The organism is Rhizobium mongolense USDA 1844 (genome assembly GCF_000419765.1).
In the GTDB taxonomy this organism is placed as follows: Bacteria; Pseudomonadota; Alphaproteobacteria; order Rhizobiales; family Rhizobiaceae; genus Rhizobium; species Rhizobium mongolense.
Genome location: NZ_ATTQ01000004.1, coordinates 404,161 through 421,982 on the forward strand (window position 1 = coordinate 404,161; position 17,822 = coordinate 421,982).

Below are 17,822 nucleotides of genomic sequence, written 5' to 3' on the forward strand. Positions count from 1 at the left end.
CGGCCGGACAATGCATCGAAACTGCAAAGAGGCGTTAGAGCGATCCTGCGAGCTTTTTGCACGATCCTGCAAATCCGCTATCCGCTAGCAAAATGCTATTGCCGGCAGTTGCAGGTTTCGGCGGTGTCATTCAGGTGTGATGATGATTGGCGGACATTCACATGTGAAAATCGTTGCCGCGCAGATTGTCGGGATATGCCTCCAACTAACCCGGCGGGACCGAAGCGTTTCCGCGACCGATTGGAGTTGGTTGCTTTTGCCCTCAACCGTTTCTTGAACCGGCCTGAGCAGAGCAATCTTTCCACTGTTGCCTTATCCAATGGCCGGCCGATCAGGTGCCTTATCGCGATGCAATCGTTGCACGCCGCATGCACTCATCACAAATAAAAATGCGGCCGTATCAAACGACGAGCGTCTCCACTTCGAAGGCTGCCTTCGCAGTTAGGGTTCACTTGACCTGTCAGAATAATCCGGACAGGTCAGAGTCAAATGTTCCTCTTCAGCTCTGTGGTTCGCCAATTTCTATCGCGTGCCCATCCGGATCGTAAAACGGAAGACCCGCTGTCCCCACGCTTGTTCTTCTACGGAATGGATCAACTCCACATGCGGCGCGATCTTTTCAAAGGCGTCATCGACATCGCCATGTTCGAAATACAAAAGCCAGTTTCTTCGCCCGTAGGATTCGGCTCCGTCACGCGTCTGGCGCCAGACCGTTTGTTCAAGCGATCGTCCCTCATGAATCGCGAAGCCGGACTCGAAAAGGACAAAATTTCCGGCGTCCTCTATAATTTTCAGACCGAGCAGCTTGTTATAGAATTCCTTCGAGCGATTTATGTCGCGAACGAAAGGAATAGGATTGATAAAACGCAGCATTTTCCTCTCGAAAGGCTCAAATTCATTGCCACAGGATACTGACCAAAGCGCGAGTTCGGCATGAGGCTTTTGCAACTTGGCACAATAGGACGTTTCGCGAATGCCGCAACTGCTGATCCTAACGCCGAACTGCCCCAGCGGTCCATTCCTGCAATGGCGTGCTACTCCTTTGCTTCCTGAGACCTGATAATGCGGCTTCGGGTTTGTAGGATGCAGCCGCGAAGCTTATAAAGTGGATCTGTACCATCTCAGAACGAGTTATCCATGACATTGCCCTTCAACCCTTATCAGGAAATCGCGTCTATCGCGGCGCGCCATACGTCCGGGGAGGGCGAGTTCGCGACGGCCATCGGCAACCTGTTCCTGAGTCGCCGTTCAAAGCCGGCGGGACCCTTTCACTCGGCCTACCGCCCTTGCGTCGCCATGGTGCTGCAGGGCGCAAAGAGCGTCAGGCTCGGCACGGAAACGCTGAACTACGGCACCGGAGACTATCTTCTGACGTCACTTGACCTTCCGGTCGCGTGGCGCGTGACGGAGGCAAGCCCGGAGGCGCCCCATCTATGCTTTGCAATGGCGATCGATGCCGAAAGGGTTGCTGCGCTCCTGCGCCGTGTCGATATCCCGCGTCCGGCGGCGCATACCGACGGGTTGCGGGGCATGGCGGTCAACGCTGCGCCGCCCGAACTTCTGGAGGCGGCCGTGCGGCTGGTGCGCCTGCTTGACCGTCCAAATGATATCGCTGCCATGGCACCGCTGATCGAGCAGGAAATCCTCTATCGCGTGCTGACCGGGCCTGTCGGCCCGCACCTCTTGAACATTGCGCTCGCAGAAAGCCAGAGCAACAGGATTGCCCGCGCCGTGGCATGGCTCAGGGAAAATTATGCGAGACCTTTAAGGATTGAAGCGCTTGCCGAGCTTGTAGGCATGAGCGTCTCTTCGTTCCATCATCATTTCAAATCCGTCACCGCGCTGACGCCGGTGCAGTTCCAGAAACAGCTCCGCCTGCACGAGGCGCGTCGCCTGATGCTGATCGAGCGGCTGGATGCCGGAATGGCCGGGCATCGCGTCGGATATCAAAGCCCATCGCAGTTCAGTCGGGAATACAGCCGTCTCTACGGCATCTCGCCTGCGCGCGACGTCGACGCAGAGCGATTGGCGACCGCTGCCGAATAAAGCGGCCGGCTGCAGAAAATTTTTGCTTCGCCTCTCGTCCCCTCTTGACGGGTGAGGGCGTCTGCGCAATAAGCATCCACGAACCGTACCGTACGGTACGTATTTTGGGAGCGCATATCGTGTCTGTCGAAACCTTGGAGCCCAGCGAATTTTCGCCGCGTCAGAACGCCGTTCTGGAGCAGGCGCTGCAGCTCCTTGTCGATGGCGGGGAGAAGGCGTTGACGACGTCCGGCGTCGCACGCGCTGCCAACTGCTCCAAGGAAAGCCTCTACAAATGGTTCGGCGACCGCGATGGCCTGCTGTCGGCGATGATCGCCTATCAGGCCAGCAAGGTGCGCACGTTCGAGCGCAATGGCGAACGGCTGACGGCGGCGAGCCTGCATGACCATGTCGTCCTCTTCGCACGCGACCTGCTGGAGGTTCTGGCCGGCGATGTTTCGCTGGCGCTGAACAGGCTGGCGATCGGCCAGTCGCATCGCGACGGCTCGAAGCTCGGCAAGCTCCTTCTGGAGCGCGGCCGCCGCCAGATCGACCGCCGCGCCATGGCGCTGATCGATGCGGGCAAGCGGGCAGGGCTACTGCGCTTTTATGATGCCGACGAGGCCTATCACACGCTTTACGGCCTGATCGTCTCTGACCTGCATGTGCGCATGCTGCTCGGCGAGCCGGGTCTCAAGGATACCGCGCGGCAGGCGGAGAGGGCGGTGACTGCTTTCCTCCGGCTCTACGGCACGGAGAAGGTTTTGGCGGAAATGCCGGCGCTGAGCTGAGTTCCGCTGTTCTACCATCAACACGACAAGCAAAAGGGAAGGAACTTCAAATGCGCGTCTATTACGATCGTGATGCCGATCTCAACCTCATCAAGTCCAAGAAGGTCGCCGTCATCGGCTACGGTTCGCAGGGCCGCGCCCACGCGCTGAATCTAAAGGATAGCGGCGCCGGCAACGTCGTCATCGCGCTCAAGGCTGGTTCGCCGACCGTCAAGAAGGCCGAAGCCGATGGCTTCAAGGTCATGACGGTTGCAGAAGCCGCCAAGTGGGCCGACCTGATGATGATGGCGACGCCTGACGAGCTGCAGGCCGATATCTACAAGTCCGAAATCGCTGCCAACATCCGCGACGGCGCTGCGATTGCTTTCGCACACGGCCTCAACGTCCACTTCGGCCTCATCGAGCCGAAGGCTTCTGTTGACGTCGTCATGATCGCGCCGAAGGGCCCGGGCCACACGGTTCGCGGCGAATACCAGAAGGGCGGCGGCGTTCCCTGCCTCGTCGCCGTTCATCAGAACGCGTCCGGCAATGCGCTTGAACTCGCTCTCTCCTACGCCTGCGGCGTCGGCGGCGGCCGTTCAGGCATCATCGAGACCAACTTCCGCGAGGAATGCGAAACCGACCTCTTCGGCGAACAGGTCGTTCTATGCGGCGGTCTCGTCGAGCTTATCCGCGCTGGTTTCGAAACGCTGGTTGAAGCCGGCTACGCTCCGGAAATGGCCTATTTCGAGTGCCTGCATGAAGTGAAGCTGATCGTCGACCTGATCTATGAAGGCGGCATCGCAAACATGAACTACTCGATCTCGAACACGGCCGAGTGGGGCGAATATGTCACCGGCCCGCGCATCATCACTGAAGAAACCAAGGCCGAAATGAAGCGCGTCCTGAAAGACATCCAGACCGGCAAGTTCACGTCGGAATGGATGCAGGAATACCGCGCCGGCGGCTCGCGCTTCAAGGGCATCCGCCGCGTCAACGACTCGCACCAGATCGAAGAAGTCGGCGCGAAGCTCCGCGGCATGATGCCATGGATCGGCAAAAACAAGCTGGTCGACAAGAGCGTGAACTAAGCGCGTCCTGACTGCTGGAATTGGAATGGCCGGGGCGGAAGCTCCGGCCCTTTCATTATTGTGCTCGCAGGTGAAGCCAGCGCGTCGGCTTTTCGTCGTAGCCGCTGCCATCGGCTTCATCGATGGTGATGTTCCGCCAGCCGCCGGCCATCAACAATTCGGACAGATTGGCCGCCGAAATGTAGTTATAATACCGGCCGAAGCCGTCGTGTCCCTCTGCCGTTCCCGCCTTGAAGCTTGCATGGAGCGCGCCACCATCCTTCAGCGCCCGGCGGATACGGGCTAGCACAGCGGGCAAGTCTTTTCGCGGCACATGCAGCAGGCTGGCCTCGGCCCAGACGCCGTCGAATTCGTTTTTGGCTTCCAACTCCTCGAAGCGCATCACTTTCACGGGCTTGCCGATCAGTTTTTCAGCTTGCTTGGCCGTCGCCATCACGTCGAAGCCTTTGGAGAGCATATAGGCACTATCGTGTCCACCGCCGCAACCGAGTTCGAGGATGCGGGCGCCGGAAGGTAGGGCGGAGAGAAACGCGTCGAGTCGCGCCGTCGGCAGCTTGCGGTTCCGCGAGGCATAGACGTCGGCGTTTTCGTCATAGAATGAGCGCGTCATCAAGCTTTCTCGAAATAAACGGTACGCTCCAAATCTTTGAAGTGAGCGTCCAGCGTTAAAATATCGGCATCGTGAAGTTTTGCCGTCGCATAGATGATGGCATCGGCATCAAAGCGGTCGTTTCTGTCGCGGTAATTCTCTGGATGCCTTCGGGAGGGCCGCGGAGATCGTTCAATTCCGGCACGGGCATCAGCAATGCGCCCTTTCCTTTCGGGATAAAGACGAATTCCTGTCCGACCGACCTATGTTGTTGGTCGCGGACTTCCTTGGGAATGGAATCTGAAATTTCGCAATATCCATGAGGCAAAGAACATAGCATCGATTGGTCAAGAGCCGCTCGATTTCCTTTGTCTCGCTATTCCTGTGCTTGCAGCTTTCGAATACAAGACCTGAAACTTGTCACCATGACAAGAAAATAGGTCAGTATTGTTGACATAAATGTCGCTGCGTGGTCTGGTTGCGGCTATAGAAAATATGAGGAAATGCCCATGTTGAATTGGGAGAATATGTTTGCGACGCGATCGTCGCGCATGCGGGCATCGGAAATCCGCGAGCTGCTGAAGCTTCTCGATCAGCCGGACATCATTTCGTTTGCCGGGGGCATTCCGGATCCGGCGCTGTTTCCCGACAAGGAGTTCCAGGCGGCCTATGCCGATATTTTCAATAGTGCGGCAGTCAGTTCGGCGTTGCAGTATTCGGTGAGCGAAGGTTACAAGCCGCTGCGCGAATGGCTGGTGAAGCAGATGGCGGCGCTCGATATCCCCTGCGAGCTCGACAACGTCTTCATCGTTTCGGGTTCGCAGCAGGGCCTCGATTATCTTGGCAAGCTCTTCCTGTCGCCTAAGGATACGGCGCTCGTCACCTGGCCGACCTATCTCGGCGCGTTGCAGGCCTTCAATGCATACGAGCCGTCTTACGATCAGTTGACGCCGAATGGCAACCGCACGCCGGATTCCTACCGCGCCACCGCCGCCCAGACCGGCGGCAAGGTGAAGTTCGCCTATCTCTCGGCAGACTTCTCGAACCCGACCGGCGAGACCGTCGATCGCGCGGGCCGTGAAAAGGTACTCGAACTTGCGGAAGAACTCGATATCGCCGTTATCGAAGATGCCGCCTATCAGTCGCTGCGTTATGACGGCGAGCCGATCCCGCCGATCCTCGCGCTGGAGATCGCCAAGAAGGGGCATATCGACAACACACGCACGATCTATTGCGGCAGCTTCTCGAAGACGCTGGCGCCCGGTCTTCGCGTCGGTTTCGTCGTCGCCAACGCGCCGGTTATCCGCAAGCTGGTGCTGATGAAGCAGGCTGCTGACCTGCATTCCTCGACGATCAACCAAATGGCGATCACCCAGGTCGCCGAGCGCGGCTTCGATGCGCAGGTCGCAAAGATCAAGGCGGCCTACAGCCACCGCCGCGACGCGATGCTGACCGCACTTGCCAAGCATATGCCAGCCGGTATCACCTGGACGAAGCCGGAAGGCGGCATGTTCATCTGGATCACGCTGCCGAAGGGCATGGACGGTGCGGCGCTGCTTGCCAAATCGATCGAGACCGCCAAAGTCGCCTTTGTTCCCGGCAGGGCCTTCTTTGCCGACGGCTCGGGCGAAAACACGATCCGGGTCAGTTTTTCCTGCGCCAACGACGTCATGATCGAGGAAGGCATCGGCCGCCTCGGCAAGCTGATCGCAAAGGAAATCGGCGGCTGAGCGCTGCCGATCCCTTAGAACCCTATTTCTTGAGGTGCGGGGCGAACAATTCCATGTCCGCCTCACTCAGACGGTCGCTCGCCGTATTGAGCTGGTGCCAATAAGGATAGATCACCGGCGGCAGGCTGACGTCGTCGAGGCGCCTACGCTCCTCCTCCGTCAGCTTCAGTTCGGTAGCGGCGAGGTTGTCCTTGAACTGCGCTTCGGTGCGCCCGCCGATGATGACGGAGGTCACGGCCTTGCGGCCGATCAGCCAGGCAAGCGCAACCTGCGCGGCCGATACGCAGCGGTTCTCGGCGATCGCAACCAGCGTCTCGACGATATTCCAGAGGCGGTTTTCGTCGCGGATCGGTGGTTCTGTCCATCCGGCGAACTGACGGGTGCCTTCCGGAGCGGCCTGATTGCGGCGATGCTTGCCGGAGAGGAGACCACCCGCCAGAGGGCTCCAGACGAGAACCCCGAGCCCCTGATCGATGCTGACCGGCAGCAGCTCGTATTCGGCGTCGCGGGCTTCGAGCGTATAGTGGATCTGCTGGCTTACGAAGCGCTGGCGCTTGTCCCTTTCGCTAATGCCGAGCGCCTTCATGATGTGCCAGCCTGAAAAGTTCGAGCAGCCGACATAGCGCACCTTGCCCTGGCGCACGAGCGTATCGAGGGCCTCCATCGTTTCTTCGAGCGGCGTCTGGCCGTCCCATTCGTGAAGCTGGTAGAGATCGATGACATCGGTCTTCATGCGCTTGAGGCTTGCCTCGCAGGCCGCGATCAGGTGCTGACGCGAGGAGCCCGCATCGTTCGGGCCATCGCCCATCGGGAAGCGCGCCTTGGTCGCGATCAGCACGCCGTTCTTGCGCTTGCCGCCGAGGACTTCGCCAAGAATTTCCTCCGAGACGCCGGCCGAATACACATCGGCGGTGTCGATCAGGTTGACGCCCGCATCGAGGCACAGATCGACAAGGCGGCGGGCTTCGGAAACGCCGAGATCGCCGACCATCTTCGCCCAGCCCATGCCGCCGAAGGTCATCGTGCCCATGGTCACGGTCGAAATCTTGAGGCCCGAGCGGCCAAGCAGACGATATTCCATTGCTCATCTCCCAAATTCAAAATCAAAAAAAGAAACGCGGGTTAGAAAATAGCGGGGTACGGTCACGGTCAAGTGCGGCTCGCGCCGGTATTCGCGGAGGCCCATAGCCGACTGTCACAATCATGTTATTCGGCCTCTCTATGGAACCGTCATGTTCATCATGAGGGAAATGCCATGAAGAAGTTCTCCATCTTTGCCGCATTGCTGGCTACCGGTCTCGTTTCCGTTCCGGCTGAGGCTGCCAATCTCGTGCTTTATACCAGCCAACCGAACGAGGACGCCCAGGCGACGGTCGATGGCTTCATGGCCGCAAATCCGGACGTCAAGGTCGACTGGGTGCGCGACGGCACGCCGAAGATCATGGCGAAGTTGCAGGCCGAGATCGAAGCCGGCAACCCGGTTGCCGACGTGCTGCTGATCGCCGATACGGTGACGCTGGAGCGCCTCAAGGAAGCCGGCAAGCTGCTCGCCTACAAGTCGCCGGAAGCCGCAAACTACGACGCCGCTCTCTATGATGCTGACGGCTACTACTATTCAACGAAGCTGATCACCACCGGCATCATGTACAATACCTCGGCCTCGATGAAGCCGGCGAGCTGGAAGGACCTGACGAAGCCTGAAGCCAAAGGCCTCGTTGCCATGCCGAGCCCGCTGACCTCGGGTGCCGCGCTCATCCACGCCCAGACGCTGGCTGCAGTCGAGGGCCTCGGCTGGGACTACTACAAGGCGCTTGCCGCAAACGGCGCCATAGCTGCCGGCGGCAACGGCGCTGTCATGAAGTCGGTCGCCTCGGGCGAAAAGGCCTATGGCATGGTCGTCGACTATATGCCGATCCGCGAGAAGGCAAAGGGTGCACCCGTCGAGTTCGTCTTCCCGAAAGAGGGTGTTTCGGCCGTGACCGAGCCTGTCGGCATTCTGGCAAGCACCAAGAACGCCGAAGCGGCGAAAAATTTCGTCGATTATGTGCTTTCCGAAAAAGGTCAGGAAGGCTTCCTGAAGCTCGGCTATATTCCGGCCCGCAACGGTATGAAGCTGCCGGAAGGCTTCCCGGCACGCGACAGCATCAAGTTGCTGCCGATCAAGGCTGGCGAAGCGCTGAAGAATACCGATCAGGATCTGAAGACCTTCTCGGGCATCTACGGTTCGAACTGATCACAACCGGATACCCGATGCAGGGATATGTTCGTGCGGGAAGCAGCCAGCCGGCCTGGCTGTTTCCCTTCATCATTCTGGTGGTTCTGATCCTCAGCGCGCTGCCCTTGGCGCGGCTTGCCGTTGCAGGCATTGCCGCGTTGGCAAATGGCGGCGTGTCTGCCGTGCTTGCCGATCCCGCACTCTGGTCGGCCACCTATTACACGATCGTGACCGCCATCCTCGGCACGGTGATTTCACTCGTCATCGGCTGCGTTTTCGCATTTCTCCTGACACTGACGGATATTCGCGGGAAGGGGCTGTTGAGCTTCCTCTTCGTGCTGCCGATGATGATCCCGCCGCAGGTGACGGCTCTTGCCTGGGTGCAGATGTCCGGCCCGTCGAGCCCGCTTCTCAAAGCGCTGCATATCGCGCCGCCGCTCGGCTCCCCACAGCCGCTTTATTCGGTCGGCGGTATTGCGCTGCTCTATGGCGTACAGCACGCGCCGCTCGTCTATCTGGCGCTGAGGGCCGGGCTGATGGCGCTGCCGCGCGACGGCGTCGAGGCCGCGCGGCTTTCCGGCGCATCCAGCTTTCGTGTCGTTCGCGATATCGTCCTGCCACCGTCATTGCCCGGTGTCGTCGCGGGTGCGGCGATCTCCTTTGTCTCCTGCACCGGCAATTTCGGTATCCCGGCGATCCTCGGCATCCCTGCCTCGATCTACACCTTACCGACGCTGATCTTCTCGAAATTCTCGGCCTTCACCAGCCGCACGTTCGGCGAAGTCGCACTGCTGTCGGCCATCATCGCGATTATCTCCGTCGTCGGGCTTGCGATCCAGGATCGGGCCTTGCGCGGCCGAGACTATCGCGTGCTTGGCCTTTCGGGTGCAACTGCCACCTTCGATCTCGGCGACTGGAAATATCTGTTTGCGCCGCTGCTTTGGGTCATCTTGTTCTTCATGCTGGCAGCACCTTTCTTCGCGCTGCTCGCCGGCGCGTTGGTGCCGGCCTATGGCGTGCCGCTGACCTTCAAGACCATGTCCTTCAACGCTTTTCATGAAATCGTCTTTCGCCAGGCGGTGACGCGCTCGGCCTTCGTCAATTCGCTTTCTCTTGCGGCCGGAACGGCTACGTGTCTCCTGCTGGTGACTGTTCTGTCGGCCTATGCGTTGACGCGGCGCAGAGATGCGATTTCGCGCGCTGTATCAAGTTTGATCGAGATACCCTATTCGCTGCCGGGCATCGTCATCGCAGTTTGCTTCATCCTCGTCTTCGCCGCGCCGCTGCCGGTTCTCAACGTCACGCTCTACGGCACGATCTGGATCATCCTGATCGCTTACCTCTCGAGCTTCTTTGCTGTCAGCTTGAAGCCGGTCGTCAGCGCGTTCCATCAGCTCGATCCGGCGCTGGAGGAGGCAGCGCGGCTTTCCGGCGCAGGCTTCTTCCGCCGGCTGAGGGATATCATCGTGCCGCTGATTGCGCCTGCGGCTGGCGCTTCCGTCGTCCTCGTCTTTCTCATTGCCTGCAACGAACTGACGATTTCGGCGCTGCTCTGGTCTGCGGGCACCCAGACGCTTGGCGTGGCGATCTACAATCTCGATGACAGCGGCAGTTCGGATCTGGCGTCTGCGCTTTCCGTGCTTATCGTCCTGATGGTCATCGTCATGATGCTGCTTCTGGAAGTGCTGGCAAAGCGGCTGCCCAAGGGAGTGGTGCCATGGCGAAGCTGATCCTCAATCATGTCGGTAAGGATTTTGGCACTGGAAAACCAGCGGTGAGCGGGCTTTCGCTCGACGTGCGCGAAGGTGGATTCCTGGCGCTGCTCGGTCCCTCCGGCTGCGGCAAGACGACGGTGCTGCGAATGATTGCAGGTTTCGAGACGCCGACCGACGGCTCGATCCATCTCGGCGAGCGGCTGCTTGCCGACGCGTCGCAATCCCTGCCGCCCGAGCGCCGAAACATGGCGATGGTCTTCCAGTCCTACGCGCTCTGGCCGCATATGAATGTCGCCGATAATGTCGGCTATCCGTTGAAGGTACGCGGCATTGCGGGCGAAGCCTATCGCCGGAAGGTGCGGGACGCCCTTTCGACGGTGCGGCTTGCGGAATATGCCGAGCGGCGTCCGGCCGACCTCTCCGGCGGCCAGCGCCAGCGCGTGGCGCTGGCGCGCTGCCTGGTGACATCGCCAGATGTGGTTCTGCTCGACGAGCCGCTCGCCAATCTCGACCGGCACCTGAAGCAGGAGATGGAAGAGAGTTTCCGCGAGTTTCACCTGCGTTCCGGCGCCACCATGATCTATGTGACGCATGACCAGAGTGAGGCCATGGCGCTTGCAACGGACGTCGCGGTGATGTCGGAGGGCCACCTGCTGCAGGTCGCGCCGCCTGCCGAGATATATGCACGCCCGGAAGGCCGGATGGTCGGCGGATTGATCGGGCGAGGGGCGATCCTGACTATGCGGTCCCCTGGCGGTGATAAGCGAAATTTCGATTGGAATGCGCTGCAGGCTATCATTCTAGATCAACCGGACGAGGGGCCGCCGATCGATATGCTCGTGCGCCCGGAAGACGTCCTGCTCGGCGGCGGGGGCATTCCAGCCACGGTGGAATCGGTTCTCTATGAAGGCGAGCGTTATGCGCTGAAACTCGCCCTGGCGGACGGCCAGATGCTGCGCGCCTTCAGCCGCACGGCGGTGCAGGCGGGCGATGCGCTGAAGATTGCGATCCGTTCGGCATGGCGGCTCTGATTTCCGTCTCGCTGCCTTCCCGAATGCCTCTTTCGTCTCTACAAATGACGTAATGCCAACCGGAAATGTTCGATGTCGCTTCGCATTGCCACATTCAACGTCGAAAACCTGATGACGCGTTTCGATTTCACCGGTTTTCGCAACCAACTGCGCCAGGACCGCGTCATCAAGCTTTTTGAGATACAGAGCGAAGGCGTCTATCAGCAGCTCGAGCAAGCGCGGGTCGTCGCCTCGACCGACGATACACGTCAGATGACGGCGCTTGCGATCGCCGATGCCGATGCGGACATTCTCTGCCTGCAGGAAATCGACAGCATGGGGGCGCTGCAGGCCTTCGAGTACGGATATCTTTTCCGGATGGTGGGAACCGGCTACCGGCAGAAGTATCTGGTCAAGGGTAATGACAGCCGGGGCATCGATGTCGCAGTCCTCATGCGCGAGGAAACGCACGACGGCCAGAAGATCGAACTGAAGGAGATCAAGAGCCACGCGATGCTCACCTATCGCGATCTCGATCTGTTCAACGATCAATTGGCGCTCACCAATCGCATCGACGACAAGATCTTCAAGCGCGACTGCCTGGAGCTCGATCTCGCGATCGGCGGTGTGCCGCTGACGCTTTATGTCGTGCATTTCAAGTCGATGGATGGGCCGCGCACCAACGGCGTCAGCAGCCGGCAGGCAACCATGCCCGTCCGTCGGGCGGAGACGCTGGCCGTGCGCCGGATTGTCGAGAGCCGTTTCGGCGCCGGACATACCGCCAGGAAGAATTTCGTGATCTGCGGCGATATGAACGACTACCAGGAGCGCGTCAACGTCATCGGTGTGCGTCGCAGCGGATACCGTTTCCAACACACCGACGAGACCGAAAGCGCGCTCGACGTGTTCAGCCATGACGGCTTTGCCGAAAATGTCGCGCGCCGCCGCGATCCGCTCGACCGCTGGACGCTCTATCACGCGCGGGGACCGGAAGAGCAGTGGCTTTGCCAGCTCGACTATCTCTGGCTCTCGCCGGCGCTTGCGAAAGCGAACACCGGCCGGGTGCCGGAGATCATCCGCAACGGTCAGCCTTTCCGCACGATCTTTCCTCCCGGCCAGGAAGTGGAGCGCTATCCGCGCACCGGCTGGGATCGGCCGAAAGCCTCCGACCATTGCCCCGTCGTCATGACACTGGATTTGATATGAGTCTTGCATTTTCAGATGACTTTACCGGCTGGCCGCCGGAGAAGACTGTTTTTCCTGTCGCCTCTATCGACCTTTGCGTGCTGTCGGGCGAGCATCCTTATCATCTGCAGAATGCAGTACTCGCGGGCGAGAACTGGAAGCGCGAGATCTCGGCTAAACCGGAGCTTTTCGATGGTCGTATGGTGTTTCAGCATCAGCTTGCCTTGAATGATGGCGGTATAGCGGGCAGGGGTCACATCATTCCCTTCTCCACCTTTCTGTGGTGGCGCAAGCAGGCCGAGCGCCGCGGCGGCATCCACCTTTTTGCCTTCGGCATCATGGTCTCGTCAGATGGCGCGATCATCGCCGTGCGCATGGGCGCACATACGGCAAATGCCGGTCAGGTCTATTGCGCCGCCGGCTCGCTGGACCTCGACGATATCGCCGGCGGCCGTTGCGACGTAGAGAGCAATATGCGGCGCGAAGTGCTCGAGGAGACAGGCATGGAACTTCGCGATGCAACGCCGGATACCACCTACTACGCCAGCCATTTCCGCCGCACGGTCACCGTGTTCCGGCTGTTCCGTTTCGACCTGGCTGCGGACGAAATGATTGAGCGGATCGCGGCCCATATGCTCGTTGCCGAGGACAAGGAAATTGCCGGAGCGGTTGCGATCCGTTCTGCTGATCACTCCGCCCATCCCTATAACGTCGCCATGCTTCCGATCATCGATTGGTATTTCGCTAATACAAACGAGGGCTAATATCTTGCACTCGTTTCGCCGGTCGGGCAGGTTGCAAGTTCGATGACTGATTAAGGAGGCCGATGTGGCGCGCAGCTACAGCGTCTATGACGTGTTCACCGACCGCAAACTCGCCGGAAATCCGCTGGCCGTCATCTTTGACGGCGACGATCTGAGCGACGAGGCTATGCAATCGATCGCCCGCGAGATTAATCTCTCCGAGACAGTCTTCGTATGCCCCTCGGCAAATCCAGCCTATACAGCCAAGCTCAGGATTTTCACGCCGGGCCGCGAACTGCCGTTCGCCGGCCACCCGACCGTCGGCACGGCGATTGCCCTTGCCGAAGAGGCGCACGGCCGTGACATGACGCTCGATCTCGTCTCGGTATTGGAGGAAAATGTCGGGCCGGTGCGCTGCGCGGTCCGGCTGCGGAGGGGCGAGGTGAGCTTTGCCGAATTCGATCTTCCGCGGAAATCGCAGCAGATCAATATGCCGCTCGATAAACTCGGCATCGCCAATGCGCTGTCGCTTAAGGTGACGGAGATTGGTTTTGAAAATCACGTGCCCTCGATCTGGAGCGCCGGCGTTCCTTTCCTGCTGGTGCCGGTCCACGATGTCGGGGTTGCAAAACGGCTGGAATTCGATCCGCAGCTCTTTGAACAGACCGTGCCCTTCGTCGACGGTTCACTGGCGTCGGCCTATATTTACTGCCGCGCCGGCGTGAACCATTCGGCGAAGTTCCACGCGCGCATGTTTGCAAGCGACATGGGGATATCCGAGGATCCCGCAACCGGCTCCGCCGTCGCGGCACTTTCGGGAGCGATCCACCATTTCGACCGGCTGCCGGACGGTCATCATCCGATCACGATTGAACAGGGGGTGGAGATGGGGCGGCCATCCTTCATCCACCTGCATGTCGACGTCGAGGCCGGCACCATCTCCAATGCCCGGATCGGCGGGCAGTCGGTGCGCCTTGCCACGGGTACGCTCGACCTTTGATTTCATTCCCATTTCAGCCATGCAGAAAAATCTTCGAAATTAATCAAAGAATTTTCCGCCGGGCGCTGGACAAGGCCTGCGATCCTGTTTATACGCCCCGTCACACCGCGCAGCCAAGCGCGCGAACGGGTGATTAGCTCAGTTGGTAGAGCAGCTGACTCTTAATCAGCGGGTCGTAGGTTCGAGCCCTACATCACCCACCATTTACCTTGATAGATATCAATGCGTTAGGCTGGCTTCCTCAGTCAGCAACGGGAACAGGCACCCCTCGGGATCACCATTAGATCACGCGGGGTAAGTATCTGTTTTTACGTTCTTTTTTGTTCCGCCCTCAACAGAGTGTGAGGTCGGAAGATCAAAGCGATCCGCGCGAATCAGGGTGGGGAATGTGCCTGCTGATAGCGCTGGCTATGCTTGGCGCGATTGCCGGCGTCATCGGAAGTTTGGCGGCGCTATCCGACCTCATCTAAGCCGATTATGATCGGTACGCTGCCGCACTGGAACCTTTGCAATGCTTTCACTGTTCTAGCCGTTGGGATCGCGTGGTGTGGTTTGCTCTTTTGCTCCTTCCTTTGCCTTGGAAAGCCGCGCGATCTTCCCTTCCATAGCCTGCGCCGCCTCTGCGGGGTTCTTTTCGCAACGGCGTGCTCAACCAGAGCCTTGCAGTGCTCCTCCGATTTGATATCGCCGGGGACGACGACAGCCTTGCCGCCGGCTTCCTCGATCCATTTTTGCCGTGTCCTTGGCATCCTCGTCTTCGTTCAAATGAGAATGTCCGCTCCCTCTCGCGCGAACGCGATCGCGATCGCCACGGCCTTCCCGATACCGGAATCCGAGTCGGTAATCAGAGCGACCTTGCCTTCCAGCTTTCCGCTGCCGTTGTAGGAGTGTTCCCCGTGATCTGGAACCGGCTGCATCGCGGCGGTCTTCCCCGGTGGTTCCTAATGCTGCACGGGGTAGGGTGGCGTGGGTCGGCGCGCGTCGTTGGGCATCGTCGTTCTCTCCAAGTTACCGTTATGGTGGGCGGAACACCGCGAGCCGACAACGGTTCCTTGACCGCCCCTTTTTCGACTCTCGACCGCCACACCGACTGCGCCAGGGGCTCCACGACGACTTTGTGACGGACAGCATTGGAACGGCTCATCCACTGAGTTCGCTACCAGCTTGAACGCGGCCATCCGCAGGATCTGCCTTACAACAACGATCGCAGGCGAGAGGTTCCACGAACCATATCACCGGAGAGGAACAAATATTCCAATCGATGGTTCGTGAGATGCGGCAGCCGCCGTCAACCATGCATGGGAGGCTTCAATGTCAAACGAGTTTTCAGGAGGCGGGGCAGCGCCGCCCTTCCAACCGCCGTCACACAGCGGCGGGCCGAATCCACCGGCGACAAGCCCAGCACCGCTGGGCGATCTTAAGGACAAGGTCGCCGAGGATCTCAGCGCTGCACGCGACACCATCAAAGAAGGCGCCGACGCCGCGGTCGTCAAGGTGAAGGACTCCATCTCCGAGCAGACAAATTTTGCAGCCCGTCACGTCGGCGGCATCGCAAGCGCTCTCGAAAAGGTCGGCTCGGAGCTCGAAAGGTCCGACCAGCCCGAAGTCGGTCGATACGCCAGGCGGATCGGGAGTAGCGTGCAAAGTTTCGCAAAGCAGATGGAGGGCCGGGACCTTGGCGAAGTAGCAACGATGGCCGAGGACTTCGGACGCAAGCAGCCACTGGCGTTCCTTGGCATCGCGGCATTGGCAGGGCTGGCGGCCAGCCGCTTTCTAACCGCCTCGGCAAATCGATCCACGAGTGCGGGTTCCCGCCGCGCGCCTCAGGCGACCCAAGAGTCCTCCTTGAAGAGCGGAGGGCCGGCAAATGGCTAACTCATCCGAAAACACTCCGCTCTCCGAACTGGTGGGCGGACTCGTCGCCGATGTGACAGGGCTTCTGCGCAAAGAAATCGACCTTGCGAAGACCGAGGCGTCCGAAAAACTCACACAGGCACTGAGCGGCATCGAGGTTCTAATTGTTGGCGTAGTGCTCGCCATCGGCGCCGTCGGCGTGCTTCTGAGCGCGCTCGTCGGTGGCCTTGCATCCTTTTTGGTCGGCCAAGGCATGACGCAACCGAACGCCAGCGCCCTTGCCGCGCTCATCGTCGGCCTCATCATTGCAGTGATCGCCTGGGCGATGGTGTCACGAGGATTGAGCGCACTGCGCGGAAGCAACTTGAAGCTTGATCGCACGACGGCATCGCTGCGCCGCGACGTCGATGCCGTGAAGGAGAAGATCTGATGGCCAACTCGATTGAAAAGACTTCCTCCGACCTCCAGCGAGAGATCGACGCCGATCGCCAGCGCATTGGAGATCGCATAGACGTCATCCAGGAACGCATGTCGCCGGGACAGCTCATCGACGAAGTCCTCGCTTACGCTAGGAGTAGCGGTGGGGGCGAGTACGTCAGAAATCTCGGCCAGGCTTTGAAGGACAATCCGGTGCCGGTCGCCTTGATGGGCGTCAGCCTGGCTTGGCTCATGGCAAAGCAGCAAGCTCCGTCTTCGTCTGCCACCGCATCAGGCGCCGATTTGGATAATGACTACCCCCTTTATCAGGTCGAGGGAGCTGTGCGGCGCATCGGCCCGCCGGAGAGCGAAAACGGTGTCCGCTACAGCCATTTCGCCGACGCCTCAGGCAAACGGCTGAAGGCCCTGACCGACGATGCCGGACGCCGCGCCGGGCATTTCATCGACGACGCGGGAAAGACGTACCGCGGCTTTGCGGATGCCACCGGCAGGCAGATCGAGCAGATCGCCGACGAGACGGGGGCGATGTTTGACGCTGCGTCGGGATGGGCTTCAAAAACATGGGCTCAAGTCAAAGACACCGCGAGCAATATCGGAACGCGCGCGTCGGATGCCGCCAGCTCGATCTCGGAGCGATCCGCTTCGGCAGGAACAAGCATGCAAGAGCAGGCGAGCAGATTGAACGACGCCATTCTAACCCACTTCCGCGACCAACCGCTTGTCGGCGGCGCTCTCGCATTTGCAGTGGGCGCGGCGATCGGGGCGGCGTTGCCGCATACCGAGGCCGAAGACGAGTATCTCGGCGAAGCCGCCGACGCGGCAAAAGACACGGTTGCGGCCCAGGCGTCTTCGATGATGGATCAAGGAACGGAGATCGCGTCCGACGTCTATGGCAGGGCTGTTTCCGCCGCGGCCGACGTTCACGATGCCGCCAAGGCTCGGGTGGTCGAGGAGGCCGACGCGTTCAAATCAGGGGTGAGTAAGGGGGAACCGCAATCCCCGTAAGAAGCGTTGCCAAGCCCGCCATCACACCCCGCTGAAAAGGAACTGCCCGTACCCCTTGGTCCGCACATCAAGCTGTCGAGCGTCGCGGCCCTCTTTGTCGTGGCGGGCGGCGTACTCGTCGCACTGAAGGGCACGCATGGAGACACGCCAGACGGATCAGTGGAGACTGAGCTCGAGGCTGGTCGAGGAAGGGACGCAAGCGTCCCCGAGGCGATACCTGTGAAGGGCCTGCGCGATGTCTTTTGGCGGGTGGTTCACGAAGTCATCGATGATCGTGTGACACTCATNGCAGCCGGAGTGACGTTCTACCTNTTGTTGGGTCTGTTCCCCTCGCTGTCGGCACTCGTCGCGCTTTACGGGCTGATTGCAGATCCGGCCACCATGGCTGGCCACCTCCGGGAACTGTCAGGACTGCTTCCGCCGGGCGCGTTCGATCTCATCGCCGATCGCAT

At 60.0% G+C, this 17,822-nt stretch carries 15 protein-coding genes, 1 tRNA gene and 5 pseudogenes; 15 read left to right on the forward strand and 6 right to left on the reverse strand.

Features of this window, described 5'->3' with window-relative positions:
- Positions 1 to 499: 499 nt before the first annotated feature.
- Positions 500 to 870, reverse strand: a pseudogene (locus A3C3_RS43475) (VOC family protein).
- Between the two features lie 267 nt (positions 871 to 1,137).
- Here A3C3_RS43475 and A3C3_RS0109935 point away from each other — a divergent pair.
- From A3C3_RS0109935 to ilvC, 3 genes are all read left to right on the forward strand, one after another.
- The gene (locus A3C3_RS0109935; RefSeq protein WP_022714454.1) at positions 1,138 to 2,046 is read left to right on the forward strand and encodes an AraC family transcriptional regulator; all 909 of its coding nucleotides are present in this window, start codon (positions 1,138 to 1,140) and stop codon (positions 2,044 to 2,046) included.
- 104 nt (positions 2,047 to 2,150) lie between these two features.
- Positions 2,151 to 2,816, forward strand: coding sequence for a TetR/AcrR family transcriptional regulator (locus tag A3C3_RS0109940; RefSeq protein ID WP_027508917.1), 666 nt, complete (start codon positions 2,151 to 2,153; stop codon positions 2,814 to 2,816).
- A 50-nt stretch (positions 2,817 to 2,866) separates the two neighbouring features.
- Positions 2,867 to 3,886, forward strand: coding sequence for a ketol-acid reductoisomerase (gene ilvC / locus A3C3_RS0109945; RefSeq protein ID WP_022714456.1), 1,020 nt, complete (start codon positions 2,867 to 2,869; stop codon positions 3,884 to 3,886).
- A 55-nt stretch (positions 3,887 to 3,941) separates the two neighbouring features.
- Here the strand turns inward: ilvC and A3C3_RS0109950 are convergent, their stop codons facing one another.
- From A3C3_RS0109950 to A3C3_RS48130, 3 genes and pseudogenes are all read right to left on the reverse strand, one after another.
- Positions 3,942 to 4,496: a class I SAM-dependent methyltransferase gene (locus tag A3C3_RS0109950; protein WP_022714457.1), complete on the reverse strand. Its 555-nt coding sequence runs from the start codon at positions 4,494 to 4,496 to the stop codon at positions 3,942 to 3,944.
- Positions 4,496 to 4,606: pseudogene (locus A3C3_RS46870) on the reverse strand (type II toxin-antitoxin system VapC family toxin); the annotation flags it as partial. The pseudogene A3C3_RS46870 and the gene A3C3_RS0109950, both read right to left, overlap by 1 nt.
- Positions 4,607 to 4,815 (reverse strand): annotated as a pseudogene (locus A3C3_RS48130) (AbrB/MazE/SpoVT family DNA-binding domain-containing protein); the annotation flags it as partial.
- A gap of 169 nt (positions 4,816 to 4,984) precedes the next feature.
- Between A3C3_RS48130 and A3C3_RS0109960 the strand changes: the two are divergent.
- The gene (locus tag A3C3_RS0109960) at positions 4,985 to 6,205 is read left to right on the forward strand and encodes an aminotransferase-like domain-containing protein (RefSeq protein WP_022714459.1); all 1,221 of its coding nucleotides are present in this window, start codon (positions 4,985 to 4,987) and stop codon (positions 6,203 to 6,205) included.
- A gap of 22 nt (positions 6,206 to 6,227) precedes the next feature.
- Here A3C3_RS0109960 and A3C3_RS0109965 read toward each other — a convergent pair whose 3' ends face one another.
- Positions 6,228 to 7,286: an aldo/keto reductase gene (locus A3C3_RS0109965; protein WP_022714460.1), complete on the reverse strand. Its 1,059-nt coding sequence runs from the start codon at positions 7,284 to 7,286 to the stop codon at positions 6,228 to 6,230.
- A 174-nt stretch (positions 7,287 to 7,460) separates the two neighbouring features.
- On the opposite strand from A3C3_RS0109965, the gene A3C3_RS0109970 reads away from it, so the two are divergent.
- From A3C3_RS0109970 to A3C3_RS0110000, 7 genes are all read left to right on the forward strand, one after another.
- A complete protein-coding gene (locus A3C3_RS0109970) occupies positions 7,461 to 8,438 on the forward strand; it encodes an ABC transporter substrate-binding protein (RefSeq protein WP_022714461.1) in 978 nt (325 codons plus the stop codon).
- A 17-nt stretch (positions 8,439 to 8,455) separates the two neighbouring features.
- Complete coding sequence (locus A3C3_RS0109975; RefSeq protein WP_022714462.1) at positions 8,456 to 10,150, forward strand: ABC transporter permease; 1,695 nt, start codon at positions 8,456 to 8,458, stop codon at positions 10,148 to 10,150.
- The gene (locus tag A3C3_RS0109980; RefSeq protein WP_022714463.1) at positions 10,138 to 11,166 is read left to right on the forward strand and encodes an ABC transporter ATP-binding protein; all 1,029 of its coding nucleotides are present in this window, start codon (positions 10,138 to 10,140) and stop codon (positions 11,164 to 11,166) included. The genes A3C3_RS0109975 and A3C3_RS0109980 overlap by 13 nt, the downstream gene beginning before the upstream one ends.
- A gap of 72 nt (positions 11,167 to 11,238) precedes the next feature.
- Positions 11,239 to 12,351, forward strand: coding sequence for an endonuclease/exonuclease/phosphatase family protein (locus A3C3_RS0109985; RefSeq protein WP_022714464.1), 1,113 nt, complete (start codon positions 11,239 to 11,241; stop codon positions 12,349 to 12,351).
- Entirely contained in the window at positions 12,348 to 13,094 is a 747-nt protein-coding gene (locus A3C3_RS0109990) for an NUDIX hydrolase (protein ID WP_022714465.1), read from the forward strand. Before A3C3_RS0109985 ends, A3C3_RS0109990 begins: the two co-directional genes overlap by 4 nt.
- Positions 13,095 to 13,158: 64 nt before the next feature.
- The gene (locus tag A3C3_RS0109995; RefSeq protein ID WP_022714466.1) at positions 13,159 to 14,073 is read left to right on the forward strand and encodes a PhzF family phenazine biosynthesis protein; all 915 of its coding nucleotides are present in this window, start codon (positions 13,159 to 13,161) and stop codon (positions 14,071 to 14,073) included.
- 127 nt (positions 14,074 to 14,200) lie between these two features.
- Positions 14,201 to 14,276, forward strand: a tRNA-Lys gene (locus tag A3C3_RS0110000).
- A gap of 435 nt (positions 14,277 to 14,711) precedes the next feature.
- Here the strand turns inward: A3C3_RS0110000 and A3C3_RS41385 are convergent.
- Positions 14,712 to 14,990, reverse strand: a pseudogene (locus tag A3C3_RS41385) (SDR family NAD(P)-dependent oxidoreductase); the annotation flags it as partial.
- A gap of 394 nt (positions 14,991 to 15,384) precedes the next feature.
- Between A3C3_RS41385 and A3C3_RS0110020 the strand changes: the two are divergent.
- From A3C3_RS0110020 to A3C3_RS46875, 4 genes and pseudogenes are all read left to right on the forward strand, one after another.
- Positions 15,385 to 15,948: a hypothetical protein gene (locus A3C3_RS0110020; RefSeq protein WP_022714469.1), complete on the forward strand. Its 564-nt coding sequence runs from the start codon at positions 15,385 to 15,387 to the stop codon at positions 15,946 to 15,948.
- Positions 15,941 to 16,357: a phage holin family protein gene (locus A3C3_RS0110025; RefSeq protein WP_022714470.1), complete on the forward strand. Its 417-nt coding sequence runs from the start codon at positions 15,941 to 15,943 to the stop codon at positions 16,355 to 16,357. Before A3C3_RS0110020 ends, A3C3_RS0110025 begins: the two co-directional genes overlap by 8 nt.
- Entirely contained in the window at positions 16,357 to 17,370 is a 1,014-nt protein-coding gene (locus A3C3_RS0110030; protein ID WP_022714471.1) for a DUF3618 domain-containing protein, read from the forward strand. Before A3C3_RS0110025 ends, A3C3_RS0110030 begins: the two co-directional genes overlap by 1 nt.
- Positions 17,371 to 17,412: 42 nt before the next feature.
- Positions 17,413 to 17,822, forward strand: a pseudogene (locus tag A3C3_RS46875) (ribonuclease); the annotation flags it as partial.